Source organism: Rosistilla ulvae (genome assembly GCF_007741475.1).
Taxonomy (GTDB): Bacteria; Planctomycetota; Planctomycetia; order Pirellulales; family Pirellulaceae; genus Rosistilla; species Rosistilla ulvae.
In genome coordinates this window covers 4,889,120-4,908,236 of record NZ_CP036261.1, presented here as the reverse complement: position 1 = coordinate 4,908,236, position 19,117 = coordinate 4,889,120, and the positions used below count along the sequence as shown (strand labels likewise).

At 58.0% G+C, this 19,117-nt stretch carries 15 protein-coding genes; 11 read left to right on the top strand and 4 right to left on the bottom strand.

Annotated elements, in window-relative coordinates; all coding sequences use genetic code 11:
• Positions 1-185: 185 nt before the first annotated feature.
• Positions 186-1,541: a GTPase HflX gene (gene hflX / locus EC9_RS17335; protein WP_246105744.1), complete on the top strand. Its 1,356-nt coding sequence runs from the start codon at positions 186-188 to the stop codon at positions 1,539-1,541.
• 160 nt (positions 1,542-1,701) lie between these two features.
• Positions 1,702-2,115 carry an FKBP-type peptidyl-prolyl cis-trans isomerase gene (locus EC9_RS17330; protein ID WP_246106145.1) on the top strand — a complete coding sequence of 138 codons (414 nt, stop codon included), beginning with the start codon at positions 1,702-1,704 and terminating at the stop codon, positions 2,113-2,115.
• Between the two features lies 1 nt (position 2,116).
• Here EC9_RS17330 and EC9_RS17325 read toward each other — a convergent pair whose 3' ends face one another.
• Positions 2,117-2,506 (bottom strand): hypothetical protein, encoded by a 390-nt coding sequence (locus tag EC9_RS17325; protein ID WP_218934217.1) that lies wholly within the window; start codon positions 2,504-2,506, stop codon positions 2,117-2,119.
• Positions 2,507-2,585: 79 nt separating this feature from the next.
• Positions 2,586-3,470 (bottom strand): bifunctional methylenetetrahydrofolate dehydrogenase/methenyltetrahydrofolate cyclohydrolase FolD, encoded by an 885-nt coding sequence (gene folD, locus EC9_RS17320; protein ID WP_145122359.1) that lies wholly within the window; start codon positions 3,468-3,470, stop codon positions 2,586-2,588.
• A 290-nt stretch (positions 3,471-3,760) separates the two neighbouring features.
• On the opposite strand from folD, the gene EC9_RS17315 reads away from it, so the two are divergent.
• The 9 genes from EC9_RS17315 to EC9_RS17275 all read left to right on the top strand — a co-directional run bounded on the left by EC9_RS17315 (position 3,761) and on the right by EC9_RS17275 (position 15,854).
• Positions 3,761-5,464 (top strand): NADPH-dependent assimilatory sulfite reductase hemoprotein subunit, encoded by a 1,704-nt coding sequence (locus EC9_RS17315; RefSeq protein WP_145347149.1) that lies wholly within the window; start codon positions 3,761-3,763, stop codon positions 5,462-5,464.
• A 185-nt stretch (positions 5,465-5,649) separates the two neighbouring features.
• Complete coding sequence (gene rph, locus EC9_RS17310) at positions 5,650-6,354, top strand: ribonuclease PH (protein ID WP_145347147.1); 705 nt, start codon at positions 5,650-5,652, stop codon at positions 6,352-6,354.
• A gap of 658 nt (positions 6,355-7,012) precedes the next feature.
• Positions 7,013-8,191: an HDOD domain-containing protein gene (locus tag EC9_RS17305; RefSeq protein WP_218934216.1), complete on the top strand. Its 1,179-nt coding sequence runs from the start codon at positions 7,013-7,015 to the stop codon at positions 8,189-8,191.
• Between the two features lie 4 nt (positions 8,192-8,195).
• Complete coding sequence (locus tag EC9_RS17300; RefSeq protein WP_218934215.1) at positions 8,196-9,371, top strand: HD domain-containing phosphohydrolase; 1,176 nt, start codon at positions 8,196-8,198, stop codon at positions 9,369-9,371.
• 294 nt (positions 9,372-9,665) lie between these two features.
• Positions 9,666-10,709 carry an ROK family protein gene (locus tag EC9_RS17295; protein ID WP_246105743.1) on the top strand — a complete coding sequence of 348 codons (1,044 nt, stop codon included), beginning with the start codon at positions 9,666-9,668 and terminating at the stop codon, positions 10,707-10,709.
• A 49-nt stretch (positions 10,710-10,758) separates the two neighbouring features.
• On the top strand, positions 10,759-12,573 hold the full coding sequence (gene lepA / locus EC9_RS17290) for a translation elongation factor 4 (RefSeq protein ID WP_145349214.1): 1,815 nt from the start codon (positions 10,759-10,761) through the stop codon (positions 12,571-12,573).
• A 636-nt stretch (positions 12,574-13,209) separates the two neighbouring features.
• Complete coding sequence (locus tag EC9_RS17285; RefSeq protein ID WP_145347140.1) at positions 13,210-14,274, top strand: DUF1559 domain-containing protein; 1,065 nt, start codon at positions 13,210-13,212, stop codon at positions 14,272-14,274.
• Positions 14,262-14,705: a hypothetical protein gene (locus EC9_RS17280; protein WP_145347138.1), complete on the top strand. Its 444-nt coding sequence runs from the start codon at positions 14,262-14,264 to the stop codon at positions 14,703-14,705. Before EC9_RS17285 ends, EC9_RS17280 begins: the two co-directional genes overlap by 13 nt.
• Positions 14,706-14,750: 45 nt before the next feature.
• Complete coding sequence (locus EC9_RS17275; RefSeq protein ID WP_218934214.1) at positions 14,751-15,854, top strand: phosphatidylinositol-specific phospholipase C1-like protein; 1,104 nt, start codon at positions 14,751-14,753, stop codon at positions 15,852-15,854.
• Between the two features lie 177 nt (positions 15,855-16,031).
• Here EC9_RS17275 and EC9_RS17270 read toward each other — a convergent pair whose 3' ends face one another.
• Both EC9_RS17270 and EC9_RS17265 read right to left on the bottom strand, forming a co-directional pair.
• Complete coding sequence (locus EC9_RS17270; RefSeq protein WP_145288373.1) at positions 16,032-17,045, bottom strand: 2-oxoacid:ferredoxin oxidoreductase subunit beta; 1,014 nt, start codon at positions 17,043-17,045, stop codon at positions 16,032-16,034.
• A gap of 65 nt (positions 17,046-17,110) precedes the next feature.
• Positions 17,111-19,012: a 2-oxoacid:acceptor oxidoreductase subunit alpha gene (locus EC9_RS17265; RefSeq protein ID WP_145288376.1), complete on the bottom strand. Its 1,902-nt coding sequence runs from the start codon at positions 19,010-19,012 to the stop codon at positions 17,111-17,113.
• Positions 19,013-19,117 lie beyond the last annotated feature (105 nt).

Genomic DNA, 19,117 nt, shown 5'->3' with positions numbered 1-19,117 from the left:
GCGTCCGGTTGCGTGGAGAACCAGACGCTAACGCGTGGCGGCTGATACCTGAAACTGGAAAAAATACGGAACAGCCCTGCGGGGCGAAGATCGGCAAGCGGTGATCGTTCACAGCTTGCGTTACACTGAAAGATGGGATGCGAGTGCCGCCCCCATCACCATTCCTTGAAGGATACAAACAACACGTGCGAGACGAGCAACGAATTGAAAGTTTAGCCAGCGAACGGAGTGTGCTGGTCCGTCTGCTACTGCCTGCCCACAAATCGGAGGTCGATCCGCTGGCCGAGCTGACGGGCTTGGCCACCACGGCCGGAACCGAAGTCGTCGGTGGAATCGTGCAGCGACGCGAGAAGCCCGACCAGAAGACGTTCATCGGAAAGGGAAAGGTCAACGAACTCAAAGGGTTGATCGACCAATTTGAAGCCGACGTGGTGATCTTCGACAACGATCTGTATCCAGGTCAGACACGCAACCTCGAGCAAGCGCTGCATACCAAAGTGATCGACCGAACCGAGTTGATCTTGGATATCTTCGCCTCCAATGCCCAGACCTATGAAGCTCGACTGTCGGTCGAATTGGCTCAGCTGGAATATTCGCTGCCGCGGCTGAAACGGATGTGGACTCACCTGTCGCGTCAATCGATGGGCGTCGGCATGCGTGGCCCGGGTGAAACTCAATTGGAGGTCGACCGCCGATTGGTCGAAACCCGGATCCATGAACTGCGGGAATCGCTGCAGAAGGTCGAACGTCGGCGCGAGCGTCAGGTAGCCGCCCGCAGCGACAACGCCACGGTTTCGTTGGTCGGTTACACCAACGCCGGCAAGAGCACGTTAATGAATGCGTTGACGGGAGCGGATGTCGAAGCGGCCGACAAATTGTTTGCGACGCTCGATACGCGAACCCGACGCTGGCAACTGATCGGCTGGGGCCCGGTTTTGTTGAGCGATACGGTAGGATTCATCCGCGATCTGCCTCACCGCTTGATCGCCAGTTTTAAGGCGACGCTGGAAGAGGCCCGGCAGGCGGAGTTGTTGTTGCACGTAGCCGATGCCAGCAACCCGGCGGTGCTGGATCAAATCCACGCTGTCTACAAGGTGCTCGAAGAGATCGGCATCGAAGAAAAAGATACGCTGCTGGTTCTGAACAAAATCGATGCGATCGAATCGCGACAGCTGCTGGAGCGGATCGTCGATCGGTATCCCAATGCACTGACTTGTAGCGCCAAGGCAGGGATCGGATTAAAAGAACTCTCGCTGGCGGTCGGCGACGCCCTCAGTCGTGAATTTTTGGATTTGCACGTTGACATCGATCCAGCCAATGGCAAACTGCAAGCTTATCTAAGTGCCAAGGGAGAGGTGTTGTCGCGCGAGATGACATCGGAGGTGATCACGGTTCATTGCCGCATGCCGCGGAAGACCTTGGGTGAGATTCGACGCACCGCGTTGCAGGTTCGCAGCGGCGACAGTCGCCCGCTGCCGCCGGAGCCTACCGAAGACGACTTTCGCCCGAGGAAAAAGAACGAGACAATCGAGTCTGAATAAAGGGCTCGCCGCTGAACTTGAGCCATTGGATTTGCCAAATCGGCGGCGGAACTTGCGACTCGATACACCCTAACTATTAAAACCTTGCAAATTGCTGATGAATCACCAAACAACCCGACTGCAATTCTCACAAGCCCCGCTCACTTTGGCCTGTGCCGCCATGATCTTGGCCTGCGTCTCCTGCGCTGGCGCTGGTAGCTCTGTAGGGCCGGGGCCGCGCGATCCCGATGCCCCCACCGATTTCACGAAAACCGAAAGCGGTCTGAAGTATCGGATCTTGCGTGCTGGCGACGGAGCGAAGCCGGTCACAACCGACGAAGTGACAGTCCACTACCGAGGCTGGCTGGACGACCAAACGATCTTCGATAGCTCCTACAAGCGCGGCGCCCCGGCAACCTTCCGCTTGGATCAAGTTGTTCCCGGATGGACCGAGGGTCTGCAGTTGGTCGACGAAGGAGGAATGATCGAATTGACAATTCCTTCGCACCTGGGCTACGGCGAAGCGGGAGCCGGCGGAACAATTCCCGGCGGTGCGACGCTGCACTTCATCGTCGAACTGATCAAAATCAATTGATCTAGCAGACGCGAAACAGCTCGCGGAGTCGTGATTCGGCGGAGATCGATTCGCCGCCATCGGCTTCGTGAGCCGCGAGCTTATCCAGCACGACGTCGAGAGCTTCGGCGGGCGAAAGCTCCGCAGCCTTGGCGGCCAACAAGCCGGCAAAGTCAGCGACGGTGCGGAGTTGTTCCAACTCGGGATCGTCGAATTCGACCATCCATTGCAGCTCTAATTCGACGGCGATGACAGCGATCTTGCTGCACGCGTGCGAAACGTTCAGCGTCTGCTGGATCGAACGGCCCAGCGATTTCAGGGAAAATCCGCAGGCGGTGCACTGAGAGTTCAGCGAGACCAGTTCGCTGATCGGGTAATGTCCTCGATGACCACACTGGCAATCGAAGGGCATCGGATCTTCAAAATACATCGCTCGACCAAGTTCCCTGGGTTTCAATTCGGGCGTTTCCGCGGCTGCTCGTTTCGCGAGCTCACGCTTCGCCGGTTTTCAGTTTTGCGGCCATCAACGTGTTTTGCAACAACATCGCGATCGTCAGCGGACCGACGCCACCGGGAACCGGAGTGATTGCGCTGGCGACGGCACTCGCTTCTTCAAAGTGGACGTCACCGACTAAGCGATCGCCGACGCGATTGATGCCGACATCGATCACGACCGCGCCGGGCTTGAGCCACGATCCGCGAACCATTTCAGGTCGGCCGACGGCAGCGACGATGATATCGCCACTGCGGACGATTCCTTCCAAATCATCGCTCTGCGAATGGGCGATCGTCACTGTTGCATTGGCTGCTTCGGGGCCACAGCTTCCGTCGCGAGCGGCCAACAGCAGCGCCATCGGTTTGCCGACGATATCGCTGCGACCGATCACGACGACATGTTTGCCGGGAACTGGAATCTCGCAACGCTTCAGCAACTGCACGACGCCGTGCGGTGTGCAGGGCAAAAATCGAGGGCGTCCTTGGACCAGCAAACCGACATTTTCGGGACTGAAGGCGTCGACATCTTTCATCGGGGCGACGACGTCGAGAACTTCGCGCTCGTCCAACCCAGCCGGCAGCGGCAACTGGACAAGGATTCCATCGACGTGGGGATCGTTGTTCAAACGCTCGACCACCGCAATCAGTTCGGCCTGCGACGTCGACGCATCCAAGCGATGCAATTGGCTGTCGATACCGGCTCGCTCACACGCCCGCTGCTTGTTCCGAACATAGACCTCGCTAGCGGGGTCTGATCCAACCAAGACGGCGGCCAGACAGGGCTGCTTTCCGCCCTTGGCGATCCAGTCTGCGGTCTGTTGAGCCGTCTCGCCGCGAATCTCCGCAGCGATTGCTTTGCCATCGAGAATTCTTGCTGTCACGGGAGTTTGCTCGCTCGAAAAAATGGATGATTGGAAGGGCTGCAGGCCCTCAGCGCCCAGCAAATCAAAGGGGCTGCGGGTACGCAGTGGCAGCTTAAAGGATGCGACGCACGATCGTCTACTACACTATCGAGATCCTTCTCCGCCAACGGTGGGGCTGCGAACCGGCGTGGTCAAAAAATGTCTAAATCGTTATAGTTGACACAAGTGACACAGTGTCACTTTGAACTCAATCTGAAATCGCTGCCACTTTTGGCATGCAATGAACTGTTATTAAGGATCTCCGCTCAATGTCCACCGATGCTCCCAAGCTGAGCCCCGTCGAAGGTTTTAAGGACGAATCACGTTATCTTCGCGGCACGATCCCCGACGAACTGCAAGCGGACACCGATCACTTTGGCAAAGGCGATTTGCAGTTGTTGAAGTTCCACGGCACGTACCAACAGGACGATCGCGATTCCCGCAAATCGCCGGGCGGGAAAACCTATTCGTTCATGATTCGCACCCGCATCCCGTCGGGCGTGCTCACTTCGGAACAATTCCTCGCTCACTTGGATCTCTGTGACGAATTCGGCAATTCGACGATGAAGCTGACCACGCGTCAGGCGATTCAGTTGCACGGCGTCCCGAAAACCGATCTGAAGACAACGATTGCGCGAATCAACGAGTGTGGTCTGTCGACTCTTGCTGCTTGCGGCGACGTCAATCGTAACGTGATGTGTTGCCCAGCCAAACGCAGCGACAGCATCCACGATCAGATCCAGTCGACCGCGATGGACCTGGCGATGCACTTGGCACCACGCACGATCTCTTACCGCCAATGCTGGTTGGTCGACGATGAAACGGGCGAGAAACAGATGCTGCAGGACGAGAAGTCGCCCGAAGAAGTCGAACCGATCTACGGCAAGACCTATCTACCGCGGAAGTTCAAGATCGGGATCGCACTGCCCGAGGACAACTGTATCGACGTCTATACCCAGGATCTGGGGATGATCGCTGTCGTTCGCGATGGCAAGGTGATCGGATACAACTTCACCGTCGGTGGCGGCATGGGCACAACCCCATCGGCAGCGAAGACCTTCCCGGCGTTGGGAAAACGGATGGCATTTGTCAAAGCCGAAGATGTCCTGAAGGTCGCCGAAGCTGTTGTGATCGTCCAACGCGACAACGGCAACCGGGCCGACCGCAAGGTCGCTCGTCTGAAGTACTTGATCGCCGAGTGGGGAATCGAAAAATTCCGCGACGCTGTCGAGAAGCATCTCGGCGCTCCATTGGACGATTGCACCGAAGACGATGTTCACGGCTTCGACGATCACATCGGCTGGCAAGACCAAGGCGATGGCACGTGGTCCTATGGCCTGAACGTCGAAAACGGCCGTCTGTCCGACGGCCCCGAACGCCAATGGAAGGCTTGCTTCCGCGAAATCTGCAGCGAACTGAAGCCCGAAATTCGTTTGACTTCGCATCAGAGCGCGATCCTCTGCGACATCGCTCCCGAAGACAAACCGAAGCTGACCGAGATCCTCAAGAAGCACGGCATTCCGGTTTCCGAAGAGGTCAGCACGGTTCGCCGCTGGTCGATGGCCTGTGTCGGTCTGCCGACTTGTGGTTTGTCGATCACCGAAAGCGAACGAGCTTTGCCACAAATGATCGACGAACTCGAAGCTCCATTGGCCAAACTGGGACTCGACAAAGACGCCTTCACGATCCGAATGACCGGATGCCCTAACGGATGTGCTCGCCCGTATAACGCCGACATCGGATTGGTCGGTAAAGCGAAAGGTAAGTACACCGTGTTTGTGGGAGGTGCGTTGTTGGGGAACCGATTGAACTTCATCTTCCGCGATTTGGTCCCTACCGAAGAAGTCCCATCGACTTTGGTCAGCGTCTTCACCGCGTACAAGAACTACCGACAAGAGAGCGAAACGCTCGGCGACTTCTGCGCCCGCGTCGGTAAAGATGAGCTCGAGAAGTTGTGCTCGACGCCCGCTTAAACGCGAGCGCCTTGCCCTCTCGATGAACCACATTGCCCAACGTGTCCGCCGCGGATACGTTGGGTTTTTCAATTCCGCAGCCCGATCATCCGATCTCGCTTTTGGCAGTCGGTAGCGCCAACGCCGGCATCGCACTCCCAGCTTCTGTTTCTCCTTTTTCCGCCCCTGCTTCTGGACCGCCCGACATGGATCGCCCCGCAAACCAAATCCGCGAAGTTTCGATCGAACGCCATTACTTAAAGTCGTCCCCCGGGAGCGTCTTGTATCGCTGTGGTGAAACGGTGGTGCTGTGCACCGCGTCGGTCTCGACATCGCTGCCGAAGTGGCGCGAAGGATCGGGCAAGGGCTGGGTGACTGCCGAATACAACATGTTGCCTCACAGCACCTCCTCGCGTAAGCAACGCGATCGGGGTGGCAAAGTCGACGGGCGGACGACCGAGATCCAACGACTGATCGGCCGCAGCCTGCGAGCTGTCGTCGACCTCGAAGCGCTCGGCGAACTGGCGGTGAACATCGATTGCGATGTCCTGCAAGCCGATGGTGGTACGCGAACCGCGTCGATCACCGGCGGATTCATCGCGTTGGTCGATGCCGTCGAATCGGCCCTGCCTGGTTCGCAAATCGGCGATGGCCCGATCCGCGATTACGTCGCGGCGATCAGCTCCGGCGTGATCGACAACACGGTCTACCTGGACCTCGATTACCGCCTGGATTCCGCTGCCGATGTCGACATGAACATCGTGATGACAGGTGCCGGGCGATTTGTTGAACTGCAGGGGACCGGCGAAGAGGCGACCTTCGATAACGACCAACTGACGCAGTTGTTGGCGTCGGGAAAACAAGGGATCGATCAATTGGTCTCGCTGCAAAAGCAAGCGTTGCAAAAATAGTCCCGCCTTACCGCGCCCCTTTTTCTTCATCCCAATGGGTTCCAAGGGGCGTCGGTCTTCACCGCAGCCCGCGCTCGTTTCGGCTGTGCCTACCTCCACCGATCCGCCAAGTGTCTCTTTATCGCTCGCGGAGGGTGGGCCTTCGAGATAATCGATTCAATCCGCAGGGCTGGTCCCCACGCCGCAGATGGCGTCGATCGGATTGCCCGCGATTCTGAAAAATCTTCCTGGAAAGCAAAGTTGATGCAAGTATAGGTGTTCTATGCTTGGGTGTGTTACTGCTAGAGCCGATGTTTGGGCAGTTCGAGTGGGCAAGTGTCGATTGGACAGCCCGGGGGCGAACCCCGGTCTGCGTTGGAGTTCATCGTGTGAATAGGTTGGGCGTTCAGAGGGCGGATTTCGCCGACCACCCAGCTTAGCATGATTTCTCATCCGGATGATCCGTCGATTCTCGATTGCCAGCGCATCGCGTCTAGAAGGCCACGAATCGCAATAGGTTCTGCTGGGGCAGCCGTTGTTTTTTGGGGCACGAGTCGTTCGGCACGTCGGCGGCAACAGAACGTTTAGAAACAGTGAAGCAATGTCCAGGGGCGGCTGGGCGGCGATCCATAGCAAAGAGATGAACGGGAACCGATTTTAGGGGCAAACGATGCGAGTGATGTTTGTGGACGACGAGCCGCAGATCCTGCGGGCGATCAGTCGCATGCTGGACTGTGCCGACGTCGATTGGGACTTTCGAACCGCACCGAGCGGTCGCGAGGCGATCGACGCGTTGCAGGGGGCGTGCGTTGATATTTTAGTGACGGACATGCGGATGCCAGGGATGGATGGAGCGGAGTTGTTGGATCATGTCCGTCGTCACCATCCGGAAACGTCCCGGGTTATTTTGTCGGGGCAGGCCGATCGCGACACGATGTACCGCGCCGTGTTGCCGATGCATCAATTCCTATCCAAACCATGTGATGCGCAAACGCTCCGCGATGTGCTGGCTCGGACCGATTCGATTCGATCGACATACGGCAGTCGCCAAGCGCATCGAATGGTTGGCGAGATTTCTTCTCTGCCCAGCACGCCAGGCATGTTGGAACGGATTGTGGCAGAGGTGAATTCGAAGCATGGTTCGATACAAAAGGTTGGCGGATTGCTCGCTTGCGATCCAGGTTTGACTGCGAAGACGTTGCAGTTAGCGAATTCGGCGATGTTCGGAAACAATGGGAGCGAGTTCAGTGCGACGCAAGCGGCTCGAGCGATCGGGATCGAAGCGATGCAAGCGTTGGTCTCGATGTTGGAGTATTTGACGCCTATTGAAATTCCACAGATCGCGGGGTTTTGTTTCGAGCAATACGTCGACCACGCCCAGCGAGTGGCGCGAATCGGTTGTCAGATCGCCCGGCTGGAGGGATTGAATTTGCAATGCCAGCGGGAATCGTATACCGCCGGGTTGTTGCACGATATCGGCCGACTGGTTTCGGTCAGCCATGTCGATTCGCAGCCCGCGTTGGTCGGCGCCGGATCGAACTCTGGCGGTCGCCATTTTTGGCAACCTAAACCGCAGATCAGCGAGGTAGCAGATGACAACCTCGGTGGGTATTTGCTGGGGTTGTGGGGGCTTCCTCATGAGATCGTTCAAGCGGTGGCGCACCACCGCCGCCCCGCGGAATGTCGCACCGATCACCCGACCACCGCTGCGGTTGTCTGTGCTGCCGATTGTATCGCGCACGAATCTTTCGATCCGTGGTCCGATGCAGAGACCGAACAATGTGAAGCCTTGCTTGCGAAGTTAGGCCTACCAGGAAGATTGAATGCTTGGCGTAGTGCCGTCACTGACAAGGAATAATGCAATGACCTATCGAGTCCTGTTCGTCGATGATAATCAGAAAGTGTTGAACAGTATCGCGCGCCAATTCGACGGGGTGCTCGATTACCAAACGGCCAACGGTCCCCATGAAGCGATGGAATTGTTAGATCCCGAGAATCCGTTTGCGGTCGTCGTGTCCGATATGCGGATGCCTAAAATGAACGGGGCGGAACTGCTGACCCACGTCCGCAAGGTGACCCCAGACACGGTGCGGATCATGCTGTCGGGATATGCCGATCTGCAGGCGACAATCCAAGCGGTCAACGAAGGGAACATCGCCCGGTTTCTGTCGAAGCCCTGTCCGCGGGAACTGCTGGAACGGGCGATTCGCGAGGGCTTGGATCATTACCAATTGGTGACTGGACAACGCGAATTGCTTGAAGGGACGTTGCAAGGGAGCGTCACCGTGCTGTGCGCAATCCTCTCGTTGGTCCATCCGTTGGCTTTTGGGCGGGTTAGCCAAGTGCAACGGATCGCGCTTGCGATCGGCGATCAAATGCAGCTCGAAAGCATCTGGGATTTGAAGATCGCATCGATGCTGTTCCCGCTAGGCTGTGTTTCGCTGTCTGAACGTGCGCTTGAATGTATGCTCGAAGGGAAGCCTGTTCCGGATGAAGAGCGGGGTGCCTACGAACAGCATCCATCGGTTGCCCGCGCGATGTTGCAAGAGATTCCGCGGCTTGAAAACGTCGCCGCCATCGTCGCCTATCAAGAAAAGTGTTTTGATGGCAGCGGACTGCCAAACGACGACATCGCGGGAGCCGACATTCCCATCGGGGCTCGCGTGCTCAAAGCGGCACTCCATTTTGAGATCGCGCTGAAACAGTTGTCCGATCCTGCGGCGGCGCTAGCCAAACTGCAGACCCAATCGGAACTGTACGATCCCGATGTCCTCGAAGCGTTGCATCAGCAGGTTGAATCGGGCTTGTGCCAAAGTGCGCGGCGAACGGTGTCGTTGGAAGAATTGCGGCCAGGTATGGTTCTGGCAGCCGATGTGCGTTTGGAAGGGGGCAAGTTGGTGGTCGCCAGCGGTCAAAAGCTGACCGATTCGATTCGCCGCAACCTGGAGACATTTTGCGAGTTCGGCCAAATCGCTAGCAGCTTTGAAGTCGAAGCGGCCAGTGGTGCAGAGCGGTCCGAACTCGAAGCCATCTGTTAATGCAGGGGGCGCACGATGGGAACCTCTCGATGCGCTCGCGTCGAACGGCTCTCGTTCCCCGGTCGGAGACGACGCGAGCGTATCGCTTTCTTAGGGTGTGAGAACAAATTGGGGCGAGAGGATCGGTTGGAGGCAGGACGAGATGCTTTGGGGCCGCCTGGGGCTGAAAAGCAGGCTTTTTCTGGAGCGCACGGTTCCCACCGGTGCGCGATGTCAGTCCTCGTTGTCCGATTTCACTTGGCTTTCTATACTCAGTGGCTCAAACACTGAGTACTGAAATCGGAAGGGATTGCCATGCCCAGCTCGGCTCCGGCCACGATGCTCGACGACGCGACCAAGCCCCTGTTCTGGGGCATCGACATCGGCGGCACGAACATCAAGATAGGCTTGGTCGATGATGCGGGGAAAACTCTGCATTTTGACCATATCCCCACGCAGGAATCCGAAGGCCCCCAGTCGGCGGTCGACCGGACAGCCGCTTTTTTGGCTAAAATCGAGCAAGAATTGGGATTGAGCCACGAGGATGTCCCCGTGATCGGGCTGGGAAGTCCCGGTTCGATGGATATCCCCCGCGGTTACCTCTTGGACCCGCCGAACCTTCCCCACTGGTGGAACTTCCCGATCCGCGATGCGTTTGCCAAAGCGACGGGCCGCCCAGTCGCCTTTATCAACGACGCCAATGCTGCGGCCTACGGCGAATTCTGGGTCGGCACCGGGCAGCGGCAAGACAATATGGTGCTGCTGACGCTGGGAACGGGCGTTGGCGGGGGCATCGTTGTTGCCGACGAATTGGTCGACGGCGAGAACAGCTTTGGGGGCGAATGCGGTCACATGATCGTCGATCCTTCGCCGACGGCACGGTTGTGCGTATGGGGCGGCGGTCGAGGGCAACTGGAAGCCTACGCGAGTGCCAGCGCGGTGGTCGATCGAACTCGCGAACGATTGACCGCCGGCGGTGAGAGCAGCCTTTCGGGATTGCTCGGCGGCAGCAATAGTGAACTATCGGCCAAAGCTGTATATTTGGCGGCGGAAGATGGAGACGCTTTGGCGTTGGAAATCGTCGATGAGACCGCGTTTTGGCTGGGGATTGGAATCACGACGATCATCCACATGATCGACCCGGGATTGGTCGTATTGGGCGGAGCGATGGATTTCGGCGGCGAAGCTTCCAAGGTCGGGCAACGATTTCTGGACGGCATCCGCAAGGAATTCCACGCTCGCACGTTTGCCCACGTCGCCAAAGGAACAAAAATTGGCTTCGCCTCGCTCGGGGGCGATGCCGGTTATTTAGGTGCCGCAGGATACGCCAGGAAGGCCTATCGAAAGCGGATGCAGTAGCAGCGGATCCTCGCATCGCGATCATTTCGGTCGACGATCGTCAAACGAAATCATTGAGAACAAGCCACCCGTGGAAATCAGAAACTTTTGTATCATTGCGCACATCGATCACGGCAAAAGCACGCTGGCCGATCGGTTGTTGGAATTCACCGGCACGGTGACGCGGCGCGAAATGAAAGAACAATTGTTGGATGATCTGGCGCTGGAACGACAGCGTGGGATCACGATCAAAGCTCGCTCGGTTTCGATGCGTTACACGCATCAAGGAACCGATTATGAGGTGAACTTGATCGACACCCCCGGCCACGTCGATTTTCAATACGAGGTCTCGCGGTCGTTGACCTGTTGCGAGGGAGCGTTGTTGTTGGTCGATGCCTTCCAGGGGGTCGAAGCGCAGACGGTCGCCAATGCTTACAACGCGATGGAACACGATCTGACGATCATCCCGGTTATCAATAAGATCGACCTGACCCATGCCCGTCCCGACGAAGTCACCGTCGAGATGGAACAGTCGTTGGGGATCGATCCCGATGATGTCGTGCGGTGCAGCGCCAAGGCGGGGATCGGGATCGAAGATCTGATGACGTCGATCATCGAACGCGTCCCCGCACCGACCGGCGACGTCGACGCGCCGCTGCAGGCGATGGTTTTCGATTCGAATTACGACGATTTCCGCGGCGCCATCACTTATGTGCGGGTGATGAACGGGACCGTTAAAAAGGGGCAAAAGATCAAATTCCTGCGGGCCGGGACGGTTCACGATGTGGTCGAACTTGGACAGTTTGTGCCGCAACGGAAGCCGTGCGACCAACTGTCCGCCGGCCAGGTAGGCTATCTGATCTGCAATATCAAGTCGCTTGCTGACGTCCATATCGGTGACACGGTTAGCACCGCAGGGAACGATGCGGCCGAACCGTTGGAAGGATACGAACGTCCCAAGCGGATGGTCTACTGTGGGCTGTACCCCAGCGATGGCCAGGAGTTCAGCGATCTTCGCGATGCGTTGGAACGCTTGGCGATCAACGATCCGAGCTTTGAATTCGAACCGGAGACCAGCGATGCGTTGGGCTTTGGTTTCCGCTGTGGCTTTCTGGGGCTGCTGCACATGGAGATCGTGCAACAGCGGTTGGAGAGCGAATCGGATATCGATCTCGTTCAGACGGCTCCTAACGTAACTTATGAGATCGTCGACACGCGAGGCAACACGCGCGAGATCCACAAGCCGCAGGACGTTCCCGATCCGAACGATATCGCGGAGTTCCGCCAACCGATCGTTCGTTGCAACATCGTCGTGCCGTCGGAGTCGATCGGTACGGTGATGAAGTTGTGCCAGGACCGCCGAGGGATCTTGCGCGGCAATGAGTATCTAAGTCCGACGCGGTCGATGATCAGCTACGACATTCCCTTGGCCGAAGTGATCTACGACCTGCACGATAAGATCAAAAGTGGCACCCGTGGCTACGGAACGCTCGATTACGAATTGATCGGTTACGAACCGGCCAACCTGGTCCGGATGGATATCTTGGTCAATGGCAATCGCGTCGATGCGTTGAGCGTGATCTGCGACCGTGGGGATGCCGATCGCCGCGGTCGCGCGGTGGCAAAGAAATTGAAAGCGGAGATCGAACGGCACATGTTCGAGGTCGCGGTGCAAGCCGCCGTCGGCAGCCGCGTGATCGCCCGCGAAACCGTTCCCGCGATGCGGAAGAACGTGACCGCCAAGTGTTACGGCGGCGACATCTCGCGAAAGCGAAAGCTGTTGCAGAAACAGAAGGAAGGTAAAAAGCGGATGAAGGCGATCGGCAGTGTCGAGATCAGCCAAAAAGCCTTCATGAGTGTGCTCAGCAGCGGCGAAGAGCACTAAAGCTCGCCTCGGAATCGTTGGTGCCTAACGCCTCGCTCGCCGCTGGTCATCCATAGGGCGAGCCGTGGAACAATGGAATCGCGGATCGTTTAGAGGCAATACCGTTCCATGAAGGAGCCTCGGAGCGTGGAGAGAATTAGCGGCGGAGGTTACGAGTCTCAGCGATTTGGTCTGGTGCAAAAGGACTCGTAGCCTCGTCCACTACGCTTCGTTGAACGGTATTGCGTTTAGAGGTGAAGCGGGTTCTTGAAGGCATCGCGGTGGCGAGCGTGCGCTTGGCAAGCGCCATCGCACGGGCAGAGTAAGGTAGAAGGGGCTAGGAAGTGTTTGTGCTTAGGCAGATTCGCTTGCCCGTTCGCACGGCGTTCTCCCAGGCATAACGGACGCTAGCACGCTGATGCCTCTAATTGAAAAACGGATCTGTCCCGGGCCAGGCACCCGTTTTTATTTGCGCGTAGCGGCCATTGTGGTGCCGGGGACGTTTGCCCCTGCGGTGGCGTTTTTCTTTGCGCCACGTTTGCGTGGAATTCCGCGCTTCTTCACTGCGTGATGATCGCTCGATGGTAGATTCTGCTTCTGTAACGAGCGGGGAACCTGTGTCGAAGGTTTCTGGAATCACCTTTATGGAGTTTACACATGTGGTTGCTACATTGGAGCGGCTCGCGGAATAATCGCCGTCGCGGGTTCACGTTGGTCGAGTTGTTGGTTGTGATTGCCATCATCGGTATCTTGGTCGGCCTGCTGTTGCCTGCGGTTCAAGCCGCTCGCGAAGCCGCCCGGCGGATGCAATGCTCTAACAACTTGAAACAGCTCGGCCTCGCGGGACTGAATCATGAAAGCACCTACGGAACCGTACCGGCCAGCTTGCTCGCGGAGATTGGCCCGGCACCGGGATCCAGCGGGAATCCGGGCTATCCCTACCCCGGGATCGTCCATTCTTGGGCCGTTCAATTTCTGCCCTATATGGAGCAGAATACGCTGTTCGAACAGTACGACATGAAATATCCCTGGTTCTCCTCCCCTTCGACCGTGCCGGGGACCCCCGATAACTTGGCGGTGACCCAGCAGGTCGTTTCGGCGTTCCTCTGCCCATCGACGCCCGGCGGCAGCGATCGAACCTGCAGCGGAAGTTTCACGTTTGGTGCCCCCTTCCCGTTTGAGGAGATGGCGGTCACCGATTATGCCACCAACAGTTCGATCAATCCCAGCTCGATCACCTTCTTCGGCTACCCCAGCGGGCTAACTCAGTTTGACCTTTTCAGCGCCATGAAGCCCAGCTTGAAAGGGCAGGGGATTACCGCAGCGCTTGGCACCCCGAACACAAATCCCAACAAGATCGGCTTCCTCGACGGCACCTCCAATACGATCTTGTTGTCCGAGAGTGCCGGTCGCCCCGACTTCTATATCGACCGCAAGATGCAGACGGGAAAACGTTCCGACGGTGGCTGGGGCCATCACGAAAACGATTATGGCCTCGACGGCGCAATCGCCGGAACCGACAGCGGTCCTGGAAACTGTGTTATCAATTGCCACAACAACAACGAGACCTATTCGTTCCATCCCGGCGGTGCCAACCATGGCTTTGCCGATGGTTCGGTGCGGTTCATTTCCGAAACCACGTCGGCCCAAGTCTATGCGGCGTTGGTCACGGCAAACGGTGGCTCGATGACCGCCGCGGAGGTCTCCCCATGGCAAGAGTAGTTTTTCCTTTCACGCTGGCCTGCGGCCTGGTCTTCCTGGGCGGATGCGGCGACGAGGGCCCCACGACCATTGTGGCATCGGGCAGCGTCCGCACCGAGAGCGGAGCGCCATGCGACGGTGCTTTGATCGTGTTTCATCCGCAAGAGGAATCGCGCGTCAACGATCCCAAACCGGTGGCGACTTGTGACGAACAAGGTAAATTTGTCCTGACGACCTATCGATCAGGCGACGGGGCTCAGCCGGGAATGTATGGTGTTACCGTCGTTTGGCCGGCCAAAGCCAAGGCGGCCGCGTTGTCGCTCTCCAGCGAATCGGGCCCGCGAGGGAAGGATCAGTTGAACGGCAAGTATGGCAAGCCATCGGCGCCGGAACTGACTGCCGAAGTCGCCCCGGGGCCGCCGAATACGTTTGAATTTGTCGTGCAGAAATAGCCCAGCGGACCATTGACCGAGAGACCGATGCCAAGTTGCCTCACGATGCCGATACCCTGTCGGTTGGCGTTGTTTGCGATCTGCGTGCTGTTGGCAGGTTTTGCGTCGGGGGATGAGTTGCGGTTGAACCATATCCAAGTGATTGGCACCCACAACTCCTACCGGCAACAGCCCCATCGGACGGTGCGAACGTTGATCGAAACGACGTCGAAAGAGGTTGCTCGAACCCTGGAGTACGATCACCGTCCGCTGCCCGAACAGTTTTCCGATTTTGGCATTCGCCAGATCGAGCTCGACGTCTTCAACGATCCGCAGGGAGGGCTGTTCGCAACGCCGCGTGGGATCGCCGTCGCCAAAATGGCCGGCGCCACGGACATCGCGCCGTACGATCCCGAAGGTCTGATGAAGAAACCGGGGCTGAAGGTGCTGCACGTTCAGGACGTCGATTATGTCTCCACCGTGCCGACGTTCACGCTAGCGCTGCAGACGATCAAGGCTTGGTCCGATGCGAACCCGCGGCATATCCCGATCATGATCCTGGTCGAATTGAAGCAGGACCGCCCCGCTCCGCTGCTCACCGCGCCGGTCCCCTTCGATGCAGCCGCTCTGGACGCCGTCGACGAAGAGATTTGCAGCGTCTTCTCGGATCAACGGATCGTGACGCCCGATTCGGTCCGCGGCAAACACGCCAGTTTGCGAGCGGCAATTTCCGCGGAGGGTTGGCCCACGCTGAGTGCATGTCGAGGGAAGGTGATCTTTGCGATGGACAACCCCGGACGCTTGCCTCGCGATTACATGAACGGTCACGACTATCTGGAAGGTCGCGCGATGTTTGTCGACCTGGGCCCCAATCATCCTGCCGGAGTGTTTCGCAAGTTGAACAACCCGGTGGCGCAGTACGACGCTATCCAAGCTGCAGTGAAGGCGGGGTGCTTGGTTCGAACCAGAGCCGATGCGGATACGCAAGAAGCGCGGGCGAACGATTACAGCCGAGCGGAGAAAGCGTTTTCCAGCGGCGCCCATTTCGTCAGCACCGACTATCCGTATCCCGACGAAACGAAGAGTTCCTACCGCGTGCGATTACCTGACGAGGCGGTTTTCCGTCCCAATCCACTACTTATTCCAACGGCTGATTCGACCGAAGAATAGCAGAGCGTTTCCCCACTTTTCCCAAGCGAAGTTTGCAGGGGAGGGGCGTTGCGAGGTTTCTGGGCCGCCTTGATCGGGGCGAATGCCCTCCCCGAAAAACTCGCTAAACGCTTATTTTTCGACCCTCCCGGCTGCCGCCGGGCGGGTGCATTGTGGAGCGGGCTGAAAGCGTCTCGATTACGACGCGACTTCCCAGGTGTCGCCCGAATTGAACAGAGCGTTCAGATCCGCTTCGCCATGTTTGGCTTTCGCCGCGGCGACTTGGTCGTTGATCTGTTCGTCGTAGGTCGCAACGCCTTCGACGTCGCGGAAGACGCCGATCGGTTCAGGCATCACCGGGTGACGCATGCGGCTGAGCAGGAAGTGCAGCGACGGATCCATCGCCTTTTCGTCGTGGAACAACAGATCGTCTTCCGCGACATCCTTCAAGTTGACGACTTCCAATTGAGTGCCAACCTGACGGATTCCCTTGTCGCGATCGGTGCCGAAGATCAACGGCTTGCCGTGCTCCAGTTCGATCGTGTTCTCCAAACGCTGGCTCTTCTCTTGAGCGTACGCCATCGCACCGTCGTTGAAGACGTTGCAGTTCTGATAAACCTCGACCAGCGAGGTCCCCTTGTGTGCCGCGGCACGCTTGAGGGTCTCAGCCAAGTGCTTAACGTGAGCGTCGAGCGAACGGGCGACGAAGGTCGCTTCGGCGGCGATCGCTACACTCAACGGGTTCAATGGGTGATCGATCGATCCCATCGGCGTGCTCTTGGTGACCTGGCCCTCTTCGCTGGTTGGCGAATATTGCCCCTTGGTCAGACCGTAGATGCGGTTGTTGAACAGGACGACGTTGATATCCAAGTTCCGCCGCAGCACGTGGATGAAGTGGTTACCGCCGATCGACAACGCGTCGCCGTCGCCGGTGATCACCCAGACCGAAAGGTCGGGGCGAGTCGCCTTTAGGCCCGTTGCGAACGTTGGTGCACGGCCGTGGATGCTGTGCATGCCGTAGGTGTTCATGTAATACGGAAACCGGCTGCTGCAGCCGATTCCGCTGACGAAGACAGTCTTCTCGCGGGGAATCCCCAGCTCGGGAAGGACCTTTTTCATCTGGGCCAGGATCGAATAATCGCCACATCCGGGGCACCATCGGATGTCTTGGTCGCTGGCAAAATCGGCGGCTTTTAGAACAGGTAAGTTCATGGGATCTATAGAGTTCGAGGACGTAGATTGTTGGGTGTCACCACCACGGTCGGTTGGGCTGTTGGTTAACCGACCTTCTGACCATTGGCGTTTGTTTTGTCAGCGATTTCATGGATTTGATCCATCAGTTCCGAAACGCTGAACGGCTTGCCTTTGACCTTGTTGAAGCCGATGCAGTCGACCAGGTACTTCGCTCGCAGCAGCATTCGCAATTGTCCCGAGTTCAATTCGGGGACCAGCACCTTGCGGAACGATCGCATCAGATCGCCAAGGTTCGCCGGCATTGGATTCATGTAGCGGATGTGAGCGTGCGAAACGCTGAGCCCTTCGCGTTGGCAGCGTTCGATCGCGGTGTGGCAGGCACCGTAGGTTCCACCCCAGCTGATCACCAACACGTCGCCCGATTCCTCGCCGAAGACTTCTTGAGCGGGAATGTCGTTAGCGATTCCTTCGATCTTCGCCGCACGTTTGTCGGTCATCAGTTGATGGTTGTCGGGATCGTAGCTGACGTTGCCGCTGCCGTCCGCTTTCTCCAGACCGCCGACGCGGTGCATCAGTCCGGCGGTGCCGGGGATCGCCCACGGTCGGGCCAGGTTTTCGTCGCGAGCGTATGGCATGAACGGCGCGTCGCCTTCTGCCGCGTCGGGCGGATGGGTGACGACGATCGGTTCCATTTCGTTGACGTCGGGAACCTTCCACGGTTCGCTACCGTTGGCGATGTATCCATCGGACAACAGGATCACAGGCGTCATGAACTTCACGGCGATTCGCCAGGCTTCTTGAGCTGCGTCGAAGCAGTCGCCGGGGCTTTGAGCCGCGATGATCGGCAGCGGTGCTTCGCCGTTGCGGTTGAACATCGCTTGCAACAGATCGCTCTGTTCGGTCTTGGTTGGCAAGCCGGTGCTGGGACCGCCGCGTTGCACGTTGATCACGATCAACGGCAGTTCCAAGATGAAGCCCAAGCCCATCGCTTCGGCTTTCAGTGCGATGCCCGGTCCGCTGCTGGCGGTGACAGCCATCGCGCCGCCAAAGGCGGCACCGATCGCTGCACAGCAAGCGGAGATTTCATCTTCGGCTTGGAACGTTCGCGTGCCAAAATGTTTGTAACGGCTGAGTTCGTGCAGGATGTCGCTAGCCGGCGTGATTGGATAGCCGCTGTAGAAGACCTCTTTGCCGCTGCGCTTTGCAGCAGCCAACAGACCCCAAGCCAACGCTTGGTTGCCCATCATGTTTTTGTAGGTGCCCGGCTTCAGTTTGGCCGGTGCGACGCGGTAGGTGATCCCGAAGGTTTCGGTCGTTTCACCGAACGCCCATCCAGCGCGAAGCGCCTTCTCATTGGCGGCCGCTACGTCGGGCAACTTCTTGCCAAACTTGTTGTCGATGAAACGCAGGGTTGGTTCCAGCGAACGACCGAACAACCAGTAGACCAATCCCATCGCGAAGAAGTTCTTGCAGCGATCGGCTTCCTTCATGCCCAGGCCAAGTTCTTTGACGGCATCGCGAGTCAGTTTGGTCATCGGGACCTTGAAGACGCGGTAGCGATCTTCGATCTCTTCGGTGACCGGATCCTCGGTGAGCGCCGCCAGTTTCAATGCTTTGGCGTCGAAGCCGTCCTCGTTGACGATCAACAGCCCGCCGCGACGTAGGTCGGCGATGTTGGTGACCATCGCCGCCGGGTTCATCACCACCAACGCATCGAGCGTGTCGCCGGGAGTGAAGATTTCGGAGTTGGCGAATTGCACCTGGAACCCGCTGACGCCGGCACGTGTACCGCGCGGGGCGCGAATTTCCGCGGGGAAATCGGGGAACGTCGCGACATCGTTGCCAAGCAGCGCGCTGGTGTTGGTCAATTGAGTGCCCAGCAACTGCATGCCGTCACCCGAATCGCCAGCCAAGCGGACTGTGATTCCATCGACTTCGGAAATTTCCTTGTCAGCAATCAGCTGACCTTCAGGTTGTACCGACATGTGAGCCTATCGTCCTGCGTGGATGCAAAAGGTGGGTCTGTAGGGGTTGTATCGAAAAAAAGGGCGGGCCGAAGTAAAGCAAATTTCAGAAATCGCCGACTTGAT